Below are 17125 nucleotides of genomic sequence, written 5' to 3' on the forward strand. Positions count from 1 at the left end.
GCTCACCCCTTGCTGACCGCCGCCAGGATCTCCGGCAGCCGCGCCGCGACCCGCGGTGCCGCCATGCGCAGGCCGGTCTCCGCGAGCGCCGCGCCGTACACCGCGCCCAGCGGGAACACCACCCACAGCCAGCCGTGCGCCCCGGAGACATGCAGCCAGATCGTCAGGCCCAGCACCGGCGCGCACAGCACGGAGCCCACGACCATCCCGACGAGGAGGCTGATCCAGGCGATCCCCGCCTGCCCCGGGGCGACGTTCTTGTAACCGCTGTCCTGCGGAATCGAGTACGGGGCCAGCGCGGAGGCCATGGCGCCGGTCGCCAGCATCGAGCCGAGCAGCGCCAGGGCGAGCCCGAGCGCCTCGGGAGCGGCCGACAGCTTGTTCAGGAGGGCGGCGGAGCCGAGCACCGCTACCGCCATGTACGGCACTGCCACCAGGAGGAGCGCCAGCGTGCGGCCGCGCAGCTCCAGATAGGCGTCGCGGGGTGAGGAGATCGTCTGCGCGACCATCCAGAAGGCGGAGGAGTCCTGGCCGAACTGGTTGTACATCAGCATGCCGAGCATGCCCGACGCCCAGCAGGCCCAGTAGACCGAGCCGTTGTCCTGGACGGCCGTGACGAAGGGCAGCAGCAGGCCGACGCCCAGCGAGGTGACCCAGGCAGACTTGGTCTTCGGGTCCCGTACGGCATAGCGCAGCGTCCGCAGCAGCACCGTGCCGCTGCGGCCGGCGGGCAGCAGCCGGGCGAACGGGCCCGAGGCGTCCGGGGTGTCGGCCGCGCCGGAGCCCCGCCGCTCGCGCGGCGCCGCCGCCTGGAGCGTGGAGGCGTCCGGGGTGGTCATCAGGTGGGTGAGGGTGCCCGTCCACCACCACATCAGCAGCGCCAACGCGCCCGCCGTCAGCGCGAACTGGGCCGCGGCGACCCCGTAGGAGCCGTCGCTGACGCCCTGGACGGCGTCGATCGCCGCCGCGGGCGGCACCCAGCGGAGCACCTGCGCGGCCGGTTCCAGTACGGCCAGGCCGTTCTTACCGCCGAGCTGCTGGGCCCCGAGGTTCACGAACTGCGCGCCGATCGCCACGAACAGACCGCTGAGCACCGCCAGGTCGCGGCCCTTACGGCTGGTGAGGAGCCGGGTGTTGGCCGTGGCGACGGCACGTGCCAGCGCCACGCACACCAGCACCGTCAGCACCACGGCCACCACCGCCGCCACCGCGGCCGCCGCCCCGTGCGCGACGGCGACGGCCGAACCGGCCGCCAGGGTCAGGGTGAACAGCGGGCCGATGCCGATCAGCGAGGACACCAGCAGTGCGGTGATCAGCGAGCGAGGCCGCAACGGCAGCATCACCAGCCGGGTCGGGTCGAGGGTTTCGTCGCCGCCGGGGAAGAACAGCGGCATCACCGCCCAGCCGAGCGCGAGTACCGCCGTCAGCAGCGTGACCAGCGCGTCGACGTGGTTCGTGTCGCGCAGCAGCACCAGACCGAGTAGCTGCAACACGGCGAACAGCATGGCCAGCACCAGCGAGGTGATATACGCGGCCCGCCGGCCGCTGGACTGGCGCAGCCCGTTGCGCAGCAGCGCCAGCTTCAGGGAGACGAAGACGGGGGTCGGGGAGACGGTGGGGACGGCGGGCGGCGCGGGCGCGGCGGTGCCGAGCGGGCCCCTGGCGTCGAGCGGGTCGGTGAGCGTCATCGGGCGCCGCCGCCCAGCCAGTCGAGGCTCTGGCCCGCCTCGCGCCGGTTGGCGCCGACCAGTTCCAGGAAGGCGTTCTGCAGGGAGGGTGCGTCGCCCCGCACCTCGGCCAGCGGGCCATGGGCCCGGATCCGGCCGCTCGCGATCACCGCCACCCAGTCGCACAGCGACTCCACCAGCTCCATGACATGGCTGGAGAAGACAACGGTGGCGCCGGAGTGGGTGTAGCGCTCCAGGACGCCGCGGATGGTCTGGGCGGAGACCGGGTCGACCCCCTCGAAGGGCTCGTCGAGGAAGAGGACTTCCGGGTTGTGGAGCAGCGCGGCGGCCAGTCCGATCTTCTTCCGCATACCGGTGGAGTAGTCGATGACCAGCTTGTTCTGGGAGCCCGCGAGATCCAGGACGTCCAGGAGCTGGGTGCCGCGCTTGTCGACCTCCTCACCGGGCAGCCCGCGCAGCCGCCCGGTGTAGGTGAGCAGCTCCCGGCCGGAGAGCCGCTCGAACATCCGCAGTCCCTCCGGCAGCACCCCGATCCGCGCCTTGATCTCGACCGGGTCCCGCCAGACGTCGTGCCCGCCGATCTCCACGGTTCCCGAGTCGGGGCGCAGCAGGCCGGTGATCATCGAAAGCGTGGTGGTCTTACCGGCTCCATTGGGGCCGACGAGGCCGATGAACTGCCCGGCGGGCAGCTCCAGATCGATCCCCGCGACCGCGATCTGCTCTCCGTAGCGCTTCCACAGGCCGCTCACCCGTACGGCGGCGGCCCTGGACGGCTGTGTGCTGGCTGCTGATTGCTCCTGAGTCACCGGTTTCCCCCGTTTTTCTGTGGGACGAGTCACGCGGGGGCCGGTCGTGGCGCCCCCGTCCGTCGCTCCACGATAGGGGCTGACCTGGGGAGCGCTCCGGGGGTGCCAGCGGCACGGGGTGTCTCAGCGGTACGGGGTGCCGGCGGCGCAGGGCATCAGCGGCCCGGGGGTGGTCAGTGGCGCAGGGCATCAGCGGCCCGGGGGGTGGTCAGCGGCGCTCGCGGCCGCAGGCGTAGGCGAGGGCGCTCACCAGCTCCTGGGCGTCGGGCAGCCAGCGGTTGGCGGCGGTGGGCCGCCGGGCCCACTGGATCGGGCCGCGCAGGCCCACCCGGGTCGGGGGCGCGACCACATAGTCGCCCTCGCCGCGCGCGGCCAGGTCGATCGCGTTCGGCGGCCAGCCCAGATTCCGCACCAGGTCGGGGACCTTGGCGGCGGCGCCCGGGAGGACGAAGAAGAGCATCCTGCGCCCGGGGGTGCAGGTGACCGGACCCAGCTCGACCTGGCGGCGCTCCATGCGTGCGAGCGCCAGACAGCCCGCCGACTCCGGTACGTCGAGCGCGTCGAAGGTGCGGCCGGTGGGCAGCAGGATGGAGGCGCGCGGCGTCCTGGCCCACATGCGGCGGACCACGACCGCGCTGCCCGTGGCCTGGTTCACCCAGTCCCGGCCGGTCGGATGGGCGCCGGGGGCCGGGCAGTCGGCGCTTCCGCAGGAGCAGCGCTCCACTCCGTCCACGGTCTCCAGCCAGGCGCCGGAGAGCACGTCCCAATGCCGCTCCTCGGCATATCGCACCGCCGCGTCGCGCAGCCGCTCCCCGCGCTGCTGAGGGATCTGCGAGGTTCCCGTGGGGAACCGCGATGGTCCTGTCACGTCCATGGTCTCTTCCACGCAAGGACAACTTCCGCCGTCAACAGGGGTTACGGCCGGACCCCCGCACGGGCGGGCCGCCGGGGGCCCGGGGTGCGCGGGGACGGCACGGCGGGGCGCATGGGTGCACAGCCGGGGGCGCGTGTGGGGTTGCGCCTGTGTAAGCGGGTAACCACCATGCGTGACAGGCGTGCGAGTGTCCGGCGGCCATGCCGCGGCGCCAGGGGGAGGGCGTGCCCGGACTCGTATCGGCGCCGTACGCGAACGATGCGGTCGATGCGGTCAATACGGGCAAGTTCCGCATTCGCCGTATACCTGCGATACCTGCGGGGCATCACTCAGCAACAGAGACGGATACGCCGAGAACGCAAGCAGTCACAGGGGGTAACGCCATGGCCGCTAGGCCGCTTGTGGCGCGGCAGCCGAACGAACGGCTGCAGGCGCTCATCCAGGAAGCCGGCTGCTCCAACGCCGGGTTGGCGCGCAGGGTCAATATGTGCGGCGCCGAGCACGGTCTCGATCTTCGGTACGACAAGACGTCGGTGGCCCGTTGGCTGCGTGGTCAGCAGCCCCGGGGCCGGGCGCCGGGCATCATCGCCGAGGCGCTCGGCCGCAAGCTGGGCCGTACGGTCACGATCGACGAGATCGGCATGGCCAACGGCAAAAACCTTGCCTCCGGGGTCGGTCTGCAGTTCTCGCCCACCGTCCTCGGCGCGATAGAGCAGGTCTGCGAGCTGTGGCGCAGCGATGTGGGGCGCCGCGACTTCCTCAGCGGTTCGACGGTCGCCGCCTCCGCACTGGTCGAGCCCAGCCGCGACTGGCTGATCACCGGTGCGGACGCCCAGGTCGCGCGCACCGCGGGCGCCCGGGTGGGGCGTTCGGACGTCGCGGCGGTGCGGGCCACGACGGACGCCCTCGTCGACCTGGACCACCGCTACGGCAGCGGCCATGTGCGCCCCGTCGTCGTCCACTATCTGAACAGCGTGGTCTCCGGGCTGCTGGCCGGTTCGTACACCGAGGCGGTCGGCCGTGAACTCTTCGCGGCCGTCGCGCGGTTGACGGAGCTGGCGGGCTATATGGCGGTCGACACCGGGCAGTCCGGTCTCGCCCAGCGCTATTACATCCAGGCGCTGCGGCTCGCCCAGGCCGCCGGGGACCGGGGCTACGGCGGCTATGTGCTCGCCGCCAGCATGAGCCACCTCGCCGCCCAGTTCGGGAATCCCCGGGAGATCGCCCAGTTGGCGAAGGCCGCGCAGGAGGGCGCGCGCGGCCAGGTGCCGCCGCGCGCCGAATCGATGTTCCTGGCGGCCGAGGCGCGCGGCCACGCCCTGATGGGGGACGCACGGGCCTGCCAGTCCGCGGCCGGGCGCGCGCTGGACGCGTTGGAGCGGGCGGTGGGGAGCGGTTCGGGCTCCGTCACGGGTGACGACCCCACCTGGATCCGCCACTTCGGCCATGCCTATCTCGCCGATGAGCTGGCCCACTGTCACCGGGACCTGGGCCAGGCCGAACAGGCCCGGCGGCGCGCCGAGGAGGCCCTGGAGGGGCTTCCGGAGGGGCGGGTGCGGCGGCGGGCGATCGGGCTGTTGCTGCTGGCCACCGCGCATGTGCAGCAGCGAGACGTGGAGCACGCGTGCCATGTCGGCACCCAGGCGGTGGATCTGCTGGGCACGCTGCGGTCCAACCGGGGGGCGGAGTATCTGGACGACTTCCAGCAGCGGTTGGAGCCGTATCGGGACGAGCCGGTGGTGCGGGAGTTCGGGGCGCGGATGCAGATGCAGGTCGCCTGAGACGGTCGCCTGACATTGTCGACTGAGGCCGTCGCCTGAGATTTCCGCTGGGCGCGGGGGTGTGTGGGTCCTTGTGGGGTGCGGGAGTGATGGGGTGTGCGTCGCGTTGTGGCTGCTGGTGCGCGTGGTGCTGGTGGGTGTGATGAGGTGCGTGCGTTGGGTGCGCGTGTTGGGGTGTGCGTTCCCTTGTGATGACCGGTGGTACGGGTGGGGTTCATATAACCCCTGATCGCGGCGGTGTGCCCCATGTCGCGGTGACCAGTCTCTCGCCGTCCCCCTGGGCTCATGGGCATCGCGCCGTCTGGGGAACCGGTAGCGTGAGCCGACGATTCCGTAGTCCCGTATAACCAAGGAGTCCCGGTGACACAGAGCGGTCAGGGGAATGAGCCGCGGCTTCCCGCGGTCCCGCCCGCGCAGCCTGTGCGCGAGGGGGTTGTGATGCCCGCCCAGGGGGACTACAAGCCCTCGGACGGCCACCAGGCGGCCCCGGCCGGGGGACAGGCATGGGGGCAGCCTTGGGGGCCGCAGAGCGCTCCGGAACTGCCGCCGCAGGGGGAGTTCGGCGCGCCGCCGCCTCCCGAGGGGCAGCATTACGGGCCGCCCGAGGGGCAGACCTACGGGGGGTCGCCTGGGGCGCAGTCTTACGGGCCGACTGGGGGACAACCTTACGGGTCGCCCGACGGGTCTTACGGGCCGGCTGGGGGACAACAGTCTTACGGGGCCCCCGACGGGTCTTACGGGTCGCCTGGAGCGCAGCCTTACGGGTCGCCCGAGGGGCAGCCTTACGGCCAGCAGCAGGGTTGGTCGGCCCCCCAGAGACCGGCTCAGCCGCCGTATCAGGCCGCGGACGAGACGCAGGTACTGCCGCCGCAGCCCGCCGGGGACGCCGACGAGACCCAGTTCATACCCCCGGTCCCGGGTGAGGCCCCGCCGCCTCTGGACACCCCCACCACCACGCTCGCCACGGTCAAGAGCGCGCCGCTGCCGCCCGAGAACCGGCCCGAGTCACCCGCCGAGTCCACCACCCAGCTTCGCGCCGTCCGCCCCGGCCGCCGGGGCGGCGCCCATCGCCAGCCGGCCGCCGCGGAAGAGACCGCGGTGCTCCCGCCCACGCCGCCCGCACCGAACGCACCCGTGCCGAACGCACCCGTGCCCGCGCCCGCGGCGAACGTCCCGGAGCGGCCCGGCAGCGCCCCGTACGCGATCCGTCCCGGCCGTCCCGGGGACCGGCCGCCGCCCTCGGAGTTCGACGGTCTGTTCCGTGACGAAGGCGCCCATGAGACCCAGCAGCTTCCGCAGTTCGCCCAGGACGTTCCGCAGCCGTCGCCGTCCGGTGGTGGCGGCGGTGGCGGCGGTGGGCGGCGCCGGATGTCGCGGGGCATGCTCATCGGCATCGTGGTGGCGGGCTGCGGTATCGCCGGGCTCGCCGCCGGAGCCGCGCTCAGCATGGGCGGCGACGACGACAAGAAGGACAACTCGACGCTGAGCAGCTCCTCGCCGAGCGCCGGTGAAGAGGAGCCGTCCAAATCCGCCGACCCCGCCGAGCCGCAGGCGAAGGCGCTGGACGCGCTGCTCGCCGACAGCAACAACAGCCGCGCATCGGTGATCAAGGCCGTGGACAACATCAAGTCCTGCAAGGACCTGTCCACGGCGGCATCGGATCTGCGGACGGCCGCGGGCCAGCGCAATGGCCTGGTGACCCGGCTGGGCAAGCTGTCGGTGGACAAGCTGCCCGACAACGCGCGGCTGACCGCGGCTCTCACCAAGGCGTGGAAGTCCTCGGCCAGGGCCGACAACGAGTACGCGGCCTGGGCCGATCAGGTCGGTGGCAAGAGGGGCTGCCCCAAGGGCAAGGCCCGCCGTACGCCCCGGGTCGGGGCGGCCGAGCGGGCGAGCGGTGAGGCGACGCAGGCCAAGAAGACGGCCTCGGGGCTGTGGAACCCGATCGCCTCCCAGTACGGCCTCACCTCGCACCAGGCCACCGAACTGTGACCGGACGGCCGGGGGCGGTGCCGCCGTCCCCGGCCCGGTCCGCAGGGTGTCAGCGGCTCGGCGGCGGCACAGTCGGCCCGGTGCCGGCGGCTCAGTCCGCCGGGTGGTACTGCTCCAGGATCTTGGACACGTTGACGAACCCCTTGCGCACCGCGACCAGTCGGCCGTCGCGCACCATCTGGTAGGTGACGTCCGCGTTGACGATCCGCGAGTAGTTGGGCACGTGCAGCGTGTCGTCGTAGCCCCAGCGCAGCGTCGGCGTCAGCCCGCCGGTGTTGACCGCGTGGCCGTTGTCCAGCTCGTTGCGCACGGTGCGGGCGCTGATGTCGTCGGCGTGCAGGGACATCAGGACCGAGCGCAGCACGGTGTAGCCGATCCAGGTGGTCTGCGTACCGGGGTCGTCCGGGTCGATGCGGTTGTCGTCGAAGGCGTACTTGTTGATGACCTTCTTCATGGGGTTCCAGCGCGCATCGTCCCCGGCCGGGTACCAGCCGGTGGCGTAGGTGCCCTCCAGAGGGCTGGAGCTGCCGCCGGTGGAGTCTATGAGGGACTGCCGGACGCCGCCGAGGATGGAGGCGAGCCGCACCTTCGGATGGTTCTCCTGCACCCGGCGGAAGGAGTCGAAGAAGGTGCCGGTGCGGTTGCCGAGCGCCGCGGTGACGCAGGAGCTGTCCAGGGACGCGCCCTGGGCGGCGCTGCCGAGGGAGCTGTCGGCGCCGACGCTCTCCAGGGCGCTGGTGGCCTGGTCGCTGTAGTCGCCCGCGTCCTCGGAGGCGCGGACGTCATGGGCGGCGTCGCGCCGGCCCGCCCGGAGGCCGGTGTTGAGGAGCTGGGGGAGTTCGTCGCCCGCGATGGTGTCGGGGCGCACGAGCGCGGTGCGCTCGCAGCGGGAGGCAAGCTGGCGGCCGTTGCCCACCAGCAGGGCGGCCTGGCCGCCGTTGACCGGATAGGAGTACGGGCTGTCGAACTCCTCCTGCGTCACCCCGTAGCCGCCTATGTAGGGGATGCCGGCGACCTCCAGCGGGGAGATGAAGGCCCGGCCGTACTGGCTGTACGAGCCGACGACCGCGACGGCCTTCTCGTCCTTGGCCTGCTGGGCGCAGCGGGCGGCCTGGACGGCGTCGTTGCGCTCGTTGCAGGTGACGACCTGCAGTTTGCGGCCGTGGATGCCACCGGAGTCGTTGACCCAGCGGGCAAATGCCTTCGCCATTGCGGGCATTCCCGGCATATTGGTCGCTTTGGTGCTCTCGGGGGCCCACGTCATGACGGTGATGGGGTCGCTGTCGTTCTTGTTCGACAGCATCCCGCCGCAGCCGGTCAGCAGCGACGCGCCGACCGCCGTGCACATCGCCGCGACGGCGGCTCGGAAGAGGCGGGAGGAAGGGCGTCGCCGACCGGTCATGACAAGCGAGCCTGTCCCGTCGCGAGGAACGGCGCGGCTATGACAAGACAAGGAACGGTGTCATAGAGGTGAACTCCGGGGGCCGATCCGTCGCTATGTGTGAAGAACGTACGATCGGTGATTGTGCAAGGTTCGGAGAAGTCTTCCCGTCGCGCCCGCCGCTCGACCACCATGGGAGGCATGCCTGTCAACGACATGCCCTGGTGGCGCTGGCGCACCAATGTGCGCTCGGCGCTGCATATGCTCTCGGATCCCGTCTTTCAGCAGGAGTGCTGGCTGGCCGGCCAGGCCGGGTACGGGGATGTGACGGACGCCGTCTACCGGCTCGTCGAGGACACCTGGCTGGACAACTGGTCCGCCGAAAAGTACGTCGGCACGATCTTCCGTGACTCGCAGGAGGCGGCGCTGGTCGATGTCGCCGTGCTGCGGGTGCTGAGGATCATGCACCAGGTGGGCGCGGACGCCCTCGTCTCGGCCTACCTCGAACACCATGGCTGGCCGGAGGCCGTGCGGGCGGCCCGCGAGGCCCATGTGCGGCTGGCCACCAACGACGGTGAGGACCCGGATGTGCCGCCACGCACCCTCGAAGTACTGGCGATCATGACGCAAGCGGTCTGAACCACGTCGCGGGTGTGGGACGCTATGGAGTCATGAGCGAGCCGCATTCCGTCCCCGACCAGTACATCCTCACGCTGTCATGCCCTGACAAGCAGGGCATTGTGCACGCCGTGTCGAGCTATCTGTTCATGACCGGCTGCAATATCGAGGACAGTCAGCAGTTCGGGGACCGCGACACCGGGCTCTTCTTCATGCGGGTGGCCTTCCGCGCCGTCTCACCGGTGAAGGTGGAGGATCTGCGGGCCAGCTTCGCGACGGTCGGCGACTCCTTCCAGATGGACTGGGAGATCCATCCCGCCGATCGCAAGATGCGCATTCTGCTCATGGTCAGCAAGTTCGGGCACTGCCTGAACGATCTTCTCTTCCGGTCCCGGATCGGCGCGCTGCCGGTCGAGATCGCCGCGGTGGTCTCCAACCACACGGACTTCGAGGAGCTGGTCGGCTCGTACGGGATTCCGTTCCACCACATGCCCGTGACGAAGGACACCAAGCAGGAGGCCGAGGCCCGGCTGCTGGACCTGGTGCGCACGGAGCATGTCGAGCTGGTGGTGCTGGCCCGCTATATGCAGGTGCTCTCCGACGATCTGTGCAAGGCGCTGTCGGGCCGGATCATCAACATCCACCACAGCTTCCTCCCGAGCTTCAAGGGCGCCAAGCCGTACCACCAGGCGCATGCGCGCGGGGTCAAGCTGATCGGGGCGACGGCCCACTATGTGACCGCCGATCTGGACGAGGGCCCGATCATCGAGCAGGAGGTCGAGCGCGTCGGCCATGAGCTGACCCCGGACCAACTGGTGGCGGTCGGCCGCGATGTGGAGTGCCAGGCGCTGGCCCGCGCCGTGAAGTGGCACAGCGAGCGCCGGGTGCTGCTCAACGGCCACCGTACGGTCGTCTTCGGCTGATTCGGCTGACGCGCCTCTGATTCGGAGACAGCACGACTCAGAGGCGCGAGAGGGAAGCGGCGGCGAAGAGGACGTCCCGGATCGCCTCGGTGTCCCCGGACAGGCCCGCGGCCGCCTCCTGTGGCGGCACATGCCCGGACGCCAGCAGGTAGAACGCCTCCTGGTCCAGGGCGATCGTCGCCACCGCCTCCTCCGGTGAAGCCACCGCCGCCGGGGAGTCCAGCGCGATGTACCAGTCGCCGCCGCCCGTGCCCTCGACCTGCAGATGGAGCGTACGGCCCGGGGTGCCCGCCTCGACCAGCCGGCGGGGCGGGGCCGCGAGCCCGGCCCGGCGCCGCTCGGCCAGCGTCCCCGGAAGCAGCCGGGCACACAGGTCGATCATGGCTCTGAGGTGGGCGGAGGCCGGTGGCTCATAGGGGTAGTCGATGGCCTCGGCGATGTCCCCGGCGTGCACCCAGCATTCGAGGGCGCGGTCGAGGAACGCGTCGCGGATCGGCAGCGCGAAGTCCCCGTACGGCGCGTCGAGCTCGGCGACCCCGCGCCCGGCGAAGGACACCGTACGGACCAGCGCATGGCCCTGCTCACGCCACAACTCCCGTACCGCCCCGGGCGGACCGGCTCCGTACGAGGCGCCGGGCTCGTGGTACCAGTACGCCTCCGTACGGGCCTGGGGCGAGCGGGGGGCGTCGGCGCCGAGCGGGTCGGGGAGGCCGAGGGAGGCGGCGATGATGCCGTCGACGACCATCAGATGGCCGATCACCCCGGCGACGGTGGTGTCCCGGCCGGTGAGCCGCCGCCCGTCGAACCACTTCAGCCGCACCGGCGCACGCCACTCTGCCTCGCCCATGTCACGCAGCAGCGCGTCCAGCCGGGCGGCCTCGGCGTCGTACGCACCGGCCCAGCCGGGCATGGGTATCCGGGCCGGGCGGCGGCCCAGACAGCCCGCGAGCACCCGGGAGCGGAGCATCGGATCGAGGTCCAGGCTGTGCTCGGTGTGCAGCAGCCCGACGGCGTCGCGCAGCCGCAGCGCCTCCTCGGCGCAGGAGGGGCAGTGGTTGAGATGCGCCTCGACGGCCGCGGTCTCGTCCGGCGAGCACGCGGTCAGCGCCCAGGCGCCGAGCAGCGATCGCAGCAGATCGTGCGAGAGCGGATGGGCCGCCGAGGGCGTGGGCGCCGCCAGCGGCGCGGCCGGTGGTGCGGGCGCGGGCAGGGGCGGTGCCGGTGGTGCGGGCGTGGGCAGGGGCGCGGGGGTGGGCGGCTCCGGCTCCGGGTCCGGTTCCGGGGCGCGACTTACGGCCGGTTCCGGGTCGGGGCCCGGGGTCGGTTCCTGGTCAGGGCCCAGGCTGGACTCCGGCTCGCGGCCCGGAGCGGGCTCCGGCTCGGGGCCCGCGGCGGGTTTCGGGGCGGGCTCCGGTGTCCGTCCCGCCGGTGTCTCGTCCGCGGTGGGCGGGCGCGGGGCGGGGATTCCGCCGTCCAGGGCGCCCGGCCAGTGGCCGCTGTCCTCGGCGGCCGACCGCGGCGGCGGTATGCGGGGTGGCCCGGCGGGGTGGGACGGCAGACCCGGGTCGCTGCCCCGTCCGGGCCCGTCTCTCCCGTCCCCGTCCCCGGGGCCGGAACTCTCGCCGTAGGCGTCGTCGTACGGGTCCGGCCCGCCGCGCCCGGTCACAGCGCCCGTCCGTAGCCGGGAGGCGAGACCGCGCGAGGCGGCTGGACATGGGCCGTGGAGAGGAGCTGGAGGCCGAGCCGCAGGCGGCGCCTGGCCTCGTCCTCGGTCACCCCGAGGGCGGCCGCGGCCTCGCGGTAGTCGCGGCGGTCGAAGTAGGCCAGCTCCAGGGCGGCCCGCAGCGGGGCGGGCATCGAGGTGACGATGTAGTCGGCGCGGGCGGCCACGGACACCTCGTGGATCCGCTCCTCCAGGGCCTCGGCCGTGAGCGTGCCCGCGTCGGCCGGGGCGGTCTGCGACTCGCGCAGCCGGTGCACCGCCTGGCGCTGGGTGAGCATGGCGATCCAGGCGCGCAGCGAGCCCTGCTGGGGGTCGTACGCGTCCGGGTTCTCCCAGACGTAGCCGAAGACTTCCCGGGTGACGCGGTCGGCGGCCGTCTCGTCCTCCAGGACTCGATGCGCCAGATTATGGACAAGTGACGCGAATCGGTCATAGAGCTCGGCGAGTGCGGCCGCTTCACCGCGTGCCAGACGCTGTTGCATCCTGCGGTCCCAGCGGGGCGGTGCGTCATTTGCCATGCGGCCCCCATTCCCGAGTCGTCCGGCCGGCCCTCCAGGCACTATGCCCACGTTCATATCGAATGTAATGCCGGTTGCTCACACAACACGCGTCCATCAGGCAAAGTGCGCGAGAAACGGGCCGCACATGGTATTGGCCCGGTCGCTTTGCGCAGCATCGGGGAGACGAAACGCTTCGGCGCGGCATAGGGTCGTCCCTCAAGGCGTATGCCTGGGGGAGTTTCATGCGCCGACGGGCGGGCAGCCGCCCGTGAACAGCAAATTCCGGTTAGGGGCGAGCGAAGGGCTTCGGGCGCGTGACGTTGAAGGTGATGGAGGACCGGCGGGGGGAGTGGGTCGTTCTCCAGGTCTCGGGAGAGATGGACCTGGTGACCTCGCCCGCAGTCCGGCAGCACATCCACGACGCGGTCGCCGAGGGCCGCCACTGGCTGGTTCTGGACCTCTCGGAGGTTCGCTTCTGCGACTCCAGCGGGGTTGGCGTACTGATCGCGGCGCGGCGGCTGATGCGGTCGTGCTCGGGTCGGCTGCGGCTGATCCTGCCGCCGCAGGACGCCGCGCACGGTTCGCATGTGCACCGGGTGCTGGCGGCCCTGGGGGTGCGGCGGCTGTTCGACGTCTATCCCGACCTGGGGGCGGCCACGGAGCTGGACGGGGACGACGAGGAGGCGGCCGACCCGCTGTCCGCCTAGGGGCGTTCGTCCGCCTAGGAGTGCTCGTCCGCCCAGGGGCGCTCGCCCGCCTCCCAGGGCTGTTCGTGGCCCGCTCATGCCGTTCCCGTGACGCGCGGGGTCTTGGGGAAGTCGGCCCGTACGACGAAGCCGCCCTCCTCTGTGGGCCCTGCCTCCAGCGTGCCGCCCAGTAGTTGTGCGCGCTCCCGCAGCCCGACCAGGCCGTGACCGCCGCCCGGCAGCCCCGGGGCCACGGCGGAGGCGTCGGGCGGGCCGTTGCGCACCTCGACCCGCAGGCCCCGTGTCTCCTCCGCTTTTTGAGCCGCGTCTTCAGCCGCTGATTGAGCCGCGCCTTTAGCCGCCGTTTGAGCCGCGCCGTGGGCCGCCTCGTGAGCCTCTCCCGGCCCGTCCGTCGCTTCCGGCCCCGCCGCCTGTGCGTCGTTCACCCGTACCGTCACCCGCGCCCCCGGCGCGTGCTTGCGGACGTTGGTCAACGCCTCCTGGACGATGCGGAAGGCGGCCCGTTCCACGGCCTCCGGATGGGCCGGGCGCCGCGTCGCGCCGTCCGTCTCGAAGCTGACGTTCAGCGCGCTGAGTTCGATCAGCCGGGGCAGATCCGCCAGCCGGGGCTGAGGGGTCAGCTCCTCGTGGTCGCCGCCCGCCGCGCGCAGGATGCCGACCATATGGCGGAGTTCGTCCAGGGTCCGTACGGACAGCTCGCGGATCGTCCGCGCGCCCTCCCGCGCCTTCGCGTCCTCGGCGCTGATCTGCACCGCCCCGGCCTGCAGGCTGATGAGGCTGACCTGATGGGCGACCACGTCGTGCATCTCGCGGGCGAGCCGGGCGCGTTCGGTGGACAGCACCTGCTCGGCGAGCAGCTCGTCCGCATGGCGGCGGCTGCGGGTCAGATCCTCGATCCGGGCGGCGAGTTCACCTCGCGTACGCACCAGGAGGCCCAGTGCGATGGGCCCCACCGAGGTCACGCACGCGTCGATGAGCGTGAGGGTGTTTTCCCGGTACGCGGTCGGCTCGAAGTCGGAGACCGGCCAGGGGATGAAGTGCGCGGCGGCCAGCAGCAGCGCGGAGATCCCCAGCAGTCGGCGGTTGGGGCGGAGCAGGGCCACTGTGTAGAGGGCGATCATCGGCGCGAACCAGACGTAGCCGATGAGGATTCCCGGCAGCGTGATCAGGAAGACCAGTGCGGGCAGCCGCCGGCGCACCAGCAGCGCGGCTGCTGCCGCCAGCGAGACGTTGAGCTCCAGCCCGAAGGTGACGCCGTTGACGAGCAGTGCGTCGGCCACCGCGAGGAGGACGGGGACGATCAGCGATCCCCAGCGCATGACCCGGCGCGGTGGCCGCCACCGGCCGGCGGAGACGGACAGCGGCGAGGAGACGGCGGAGGCAGGGGAGGGAGAGGGGGCGGAGGAGGCAGACGCGGGCGACGAGGCCGGGGACGCGCCCGGCGTACCCGGGGACGAACTGCGCGGCGGCAGCGGGGAGACGGTCATCGGGCGCCGCCTATCGGCGGCCGGCTCGTGACGAGCCCGGCGCGGTCGGCGACGATCGCGGCCTGGACGCGGTTGAGCCCGCCCAGTTTGCCGAGCACCGCCCGCACATGGTCCTTGACGGTGCTGGGCGCCAGCCCCATCCGCTCGGCGATCTGGGGGTTGGCCAGCCCCTCGCCCAGCAGCGCCAGCACCTCGCGTTCGCGCGGGGTGAGCGCCTCGACGGCCTCGGCGGCCGTCGCCTCCGCCTCGGCGGCGAGATAGCCGCCGATCACGGCGCGGGTGACGGCCGGGTCGAGGACGCTGCCGCCCTCGGCGAGGGTGCGTACGGCCCGTACGAGCTGTTCCGGATCGGTGTCCTTGAGGAGGAACCCCGCGGCTCCGGCGCGCAGCGCGGCCGCGAGGTACTCCTGGACGTCGAAGGTCGTCAGCATGGCCACGGCGGGGGAGCGGGGCGCGGCCCGCAACTGTCTCAGTACGGTGAGGCCGTCGGCATCCGGCATCCGGATGTCGAGGAGGACCACATCGGCCTTGCTGCCCAGCACCGTGGCCACCGCGGAGGCTCCGGAACATTCCGCCACCACGTCGATGTCCGGGGCCGTGCCCAGGATCAGTCGCAGACCGGATCGTACGAGCGCTTCGTCGTCCACAACAGCAACACGAATCACCGGCCGCTCCCTCTCCTCAGCTGTCATGCCCATTGCCCGGACAGCCTGCCTCATCGGAGAGCGAATATGGAGTGGTTGGCTCCGTCAGTGGGCGGGAACACCCCCGCCGACCGGCGGGGGTGACGGACGCCCAATGGTGGATTTCCCCGGCGGCTCCGACCAGGCAGAGTGGTTCTCAAGCCGCATCACCCCGTGGGGTCGTCCCGAAACCCCAGCCCCGTGAACGCGCCGGAGTGCCTCCCGATGCGCGGTCGGCGGAAACGGCAGACGGAGTGTTGCCGCGGTCAGGCCGCCGCGACCCCCACACGCGGCGGCCTGAGTCGTCTCTCCGACCGCCCGTCATGTGGTGCGCCCCGACCAGGCGCCCCACCGGCGACCCGGGCGCCGGTCGTCCGACCGGTTGCCCAGGCGCCGCCCGGCCCCCCGAGAAGGTACGGGGAGGGGCCGGGTGGGCGGTCGGTGGGGGCGGGGAGGGACCGATGGACGCCTCACATGGGGGGCTCGGCGGGGGCCGGGCCCAGGGTGGTGGTGCCGGGCGCGGCGCGGTGGCCGAGCCCGGTGCGGTAGGCGTCCATCGCGGCCTCCAGGCGGCCCTCCCGGCGCAGCAGGTCGCCCAGCAGCCGGCACAGATCGGCCAGGTCACCGGCCGCGCCGGTGCGTTCGAGCAGGGACAGCGCCGCGCAGTAGTGCTCCTCCGCGGCCTCGGCGTCGCCCCGTTCGTCCGCGATCAGGCCCAGCAGCCGGTGTGCGCCGCCCGCGTGGACCGCGCCGCGGTCCGCGGTCAGCCCGACCTCGTCCGCCGCGGCGTCCGGCTCCCCGGTGGCCTCCGCGGCCCCCTCGGCGGGGGTGCGGGCCAGCAGCGGCAGCAAGAGGGCCTCCGCGTCGGCCGTACGGCCGCGCCGGCGCAGCACGTCCGCCAGCTCGACCTCGACCTGCACGGTGAACAGCGCGGCCCGCTTGGAGGCCAGCATGTCCCGGGCAGTGCGCAGTTCGCGCTCGGCGCGCTCCAGATTGCCGTCCTGGGCGTGCACATAGCCGCGCATCCAGTGGCAGTGCGCCAGGTCGGTGTGGATGCGTAGCTGCTCGTACAGCTCCTGCGCCTTGGCCAGGGAGGCGTCGGCCTCGGCGGTGCGCCCCTCGGCGATCAGGGTGCGAGCCACCCCGCGGTGCATCCGGGCGATGAGCCCCGGGTCGTCCACGCTCGGGGCCAGCGCGAGCGCCAACTCGGCGGCGCGTACGGCACGGGCGTGCGCCCCCATGTCCATATAGGGCGCGATGGCGGCCGTATAGAGCAGCAGCAGTGCGTACGGATCGTGCAGCCCGGAGGCGTTGAGCTCGTCGATGGCGCTCTCCAGCAGATAGCAGGAGTAGCGCAGTTCGCCCGCGAGGAGATGGGCCACGGCCCGGCCGCGGATCGCGGGGATCCGGCGGGGCAGCGGCTCACCGGCGAGCAGCCGCTCCACGGCCTCGAAGTGGTCCCGGGCGACGGTGAGGTCACCGGTCTCCAGCGCGCAGTCGCCGAGCCCCAGCAGGGCCGCTCCCCGCTCCTCGGCGAACCCGAGCCGCTCCGCCTCGTCGCGCACCTCCGCGAAGAGCTCGGCGGCGTCCTCGGCGGCGCCGGTCGCCAGGGCCCGCCGGGCGTCGGTGACGGCGGCGCGCAGCCGGGTGGCGTCACGGGGTGAGCGGCCGGTGGTCAGCTCCTCGTAGCTGATGCCGAGCCGGTCGGCGAGATGGCGCAGCGCGGCCTCGGAGGGGCGTACCTTCCCGGCCTCGAGGGTGGAGACATAGGCGGCGGTGTAGGCGGGTTCGGCCAGCTGCCGCTGGGTGAAGCCGCGTTCCGTACGGAGTCTGAGAACCCGGCGCCCTATCTCGGTGGTCGACTCCGCCCCCGTCACCGTTCCCGCCGTCCGCCCGTCACCGGCGCTTCTGTCGGCCACCGTGCCCTCTTCTCCCCGGCGGTAGCTTAAGCGCCGGGCTAAG

15 protein-coding genes are annotated in these 17125 nt (G+C 72.4%); 6 read left to right on the plus strand and 9 right to left on the minus strand.

Annotated features, from left to right (window positions below; genetic code table 11):
- Nucleotides 1–2: 2 nt before the first annotated feature.
- The 3 genes from J5X86_RS04600 to J5X86_RS04610 all read right to left on the minus strand — a co-directional run bounded on the left by J5X86_RS04600 (nucleotide 3) and on the right by J5X86_RS04610 (nucleotide 3368).
- A complete protein-coding gene (locus tag J5X86_RS04600) occupies nucleotides 3–1688 on the minus strand; it encodes a transporter (protein WP_208515468.1) in 1686 nt (561 codons plus the stop codon).
- The gene (locus J5X86_RS04605) at nucleotides 1685–2494 is read right to left on the minus strand and encodes an ABC transporter ATP-binding protein (protein ID WP_208515469.1); all 810 of its coding nucleotides are present in this window, start codon (nucleotides 2492–2494) and stop codon (nucleotides 1685–1687) included. The genes J5X86_RS04600 and J5X86_RS04605 overlap by 4 nt, the downstream gene beginning before the upstream one ends.
- Before the next feature lie 208 nt (nucleotides 2495–2702).
- Nucleotides 2703–3368: a bifunctional DNA primase/polymerase gene (locus J5X86_RS04610; RefSeq protein WP_208515470.1), complete on the minus strand. Its 666-nt coding sequence runs from the start codon at nucleotides 3366–3368 to the stop codon at nucleotides 2703–2705.
- A 383-nt stretch (nucleotides 3369–3751) separates the two neighbouring features.
- Between J5X86_RS04610 and J5X86_RS04615 the strand changes: the two genes are divergently transcribed.
- Nucleotides 3752–5149 carry a transcriptional regulator gene (locus tag J5X86_RS04615; RefSeq protein ID WP_208515471.1) on the plus strand — a complete coding sequence of 466 codons (1398 nt, stop codon included), beginning with the start codon at nucleotides 3752–3754 and terminating at the stop codon, nucleotides 5147–5149.
- A 1134-nt stretch (nucleotides 5150–6283) separates the two neighbouring features.
- The gene (locus tag J5X86_RS50405) at nucleotides 6284–7141 is read left to right on the plus strand and encodes a hypothetical protein (RefSeq protein WP_243979246.1); all 858 of its coding nucleotides are present in this window, start codon (nucleotides 6284–6286) and stop codon (nucleotides 7139–7141) included.
- Nucleotides 7142–7232: 91 nt separating this feature from the next.
- On the opposite strand, the gene J5X86_RS04625 is transcribed toward J5X86_RS50405, so the two are convergent.
- Nucleotides 7233–8543 (minus strand): ABC transporter substrate-binding protein, encoded by a 1311-nt coding sequence (locus tag J5X86_RS04625; RefSeq protein WP_208515473.1) that lies wholly within the window; start codon nucleotides 8541–8543, stop codon nucleotides 7233–7235.
- A 171-nt stretch (nucleotides 8544–8714) separates the two neighbouring features.
- Between J5X86_RS04625 and J5X86_RS04630 the strand changes: the two genes are divergently transcribed.
- Together J5X86_RS04630 and purU are read left to right on the plus strand one after the other, a co-directional pair.
- The gene (locus J5X86_RS04630) at nucleotides 8715–9161 is read left to right on the plus strand and encodes a hypothetical protein (protein WP_059143611.1); all 447 of its coding nucleotides are present in this window, start codon (nucleotides 8715–8717) and stop codon (nucleotides 9159–9161) included.
- 32 nt (nucleotides 9162–9193) lie between these two features.
- On the plus strand, nucleotides 9194–10063 hold the full coding sequence (gene purU / locus J5X86_RS04635; protein ID WP_208515474.1) for a formyltetrahydrofolate deformylase: 870 nt from the start codon (nucleotides 9194–9196) through the stop codon (nucleotides 10061–10063).
- A 37-nt stretch (nucleotides 10064–10100) separates the two neighbouring features.
- Here the strand turns inward: purU and J5X86_RS04640 are convergent, their stop codons facing one another.
- Both J5X86_RS04640 and J5X86_RS04645 read right to left on the minus strand, forming a co-directional pair.
- The gene (locus J5X86_RS04640; RefSeq protein ID WP_208515475.1) at nucleotides 10101–11729 is read right to left on the minus strand and encodes a zf-HC2 domain-containing protein; all 1629 of its coding nucleotides are present in this window, start codon (nucleotides 11727–11729) and stop codon (nucleotides 10101–10103) included.
- Complete coding sequence (locus J5X86_RS04645; RefSeq protein WP_208515476.1) at nucleotides 11726–12304, minus strand: sigma-70 family RNA polymerase sigma factor; 579 nt, start codon at nucleotides 12302–12304, stop codon at nucleotides 11726–11728. Before J5X86_RS04645 ends, J5X86_RS04640 begins: the two co-directional genes overlap by 4 nt.
- Before the next feature lie 311 nt (nucleotides 12305–12615).
- Here J5X86_RS04645 and J5X86_RS04650 point away from each other — a divergent pair, with 311 nt between their 5' ends.
- Nucleotides 12616–12993, plus strand: coding sequence for an STAS domain-containing protein (locus tag J5X86_RS04650; protein WP_014061449.1), 378 nt, complete (start codon nucleotides 12616–12618; stop codon nucleotides 12991–12993).
- A 74-nt stretch (nucleotides 12994–13067) separates the two neighbouring features.
- On the opposite strand, the gene J5X86_RS04655 is transcribed toward J5X86_RS04650, so the two are convergent.
- Nucleotides 13068–14312, minus strand: coding sequence for a sensor histidine kinase (locus J5X86_RS04655; protein ID WP_243979247.1), 1245 nt, complete (start codon nucleotides 14310–14312; stop codon nucleotides 13068–13070).
- Here J5X86_RS04655 and J5X86_RS50410 point away from each other — a divergent pair.
- Nucleotides 14311–14511 (plus strand): hypothetical protein, encoded by a 201-nt coding sequence (locus J5X86_RS50410; RefSeq protein WP_243979248.1) that lies wholly within the window; start codon nucleotides 14311–14313, stop codon nucleotides 14509–14511. The genes J5X86_RS04655 and J5X86_RS50410 overlap by 2 nt on opposite strands.
- Here the strand turns inward: J5X86_RS50410 and J5X86_RS04660 are convergent.
- Together J5X86_RS04660 and J5X86_RS04665 are read right to left on the minus strand one after the other, a co-directional pair.
- Nucleotides 14477–15145, minus strand: coding sequence for a response regulator transcription factor (locus J5X86_RS04660; RefSeq protein ID WP_043237379.1), 669 nt, complete (start codon nucleotides 15143–15145; stop codon nucleotides 14477–14479). The genes J5X86_RS50410 and J5X86_RS04660 overlap by 35 nt on opposite strands.
- A 488-nt stretch (nucleotides 15146–15633) precedes the next feature.
- Nucleotides 15634–17082 (minus strand): helix-turn-helix domain-containing protein, encoded by a 1449-nt coding sequence (locus J5X86_RS04665; protein ID WP_374229217.1) that lies wholly within the window; start codon nucleotides 17080–17082, stop codon nucleotides 15634–15636.
- Nucleotides 17083–17125: the final 43 nt, after the last annotated feature.

The organism is Streptomyces sp. NEAU-YJ-81 (assembly GCF_017592595.1).
Lineage (GTDB): Bacteria > Actinomycetota > Actinomycetes > Streptomycetales > Streptomycetaceae > Streptomyces > Streptomyces hygroscopicus_B.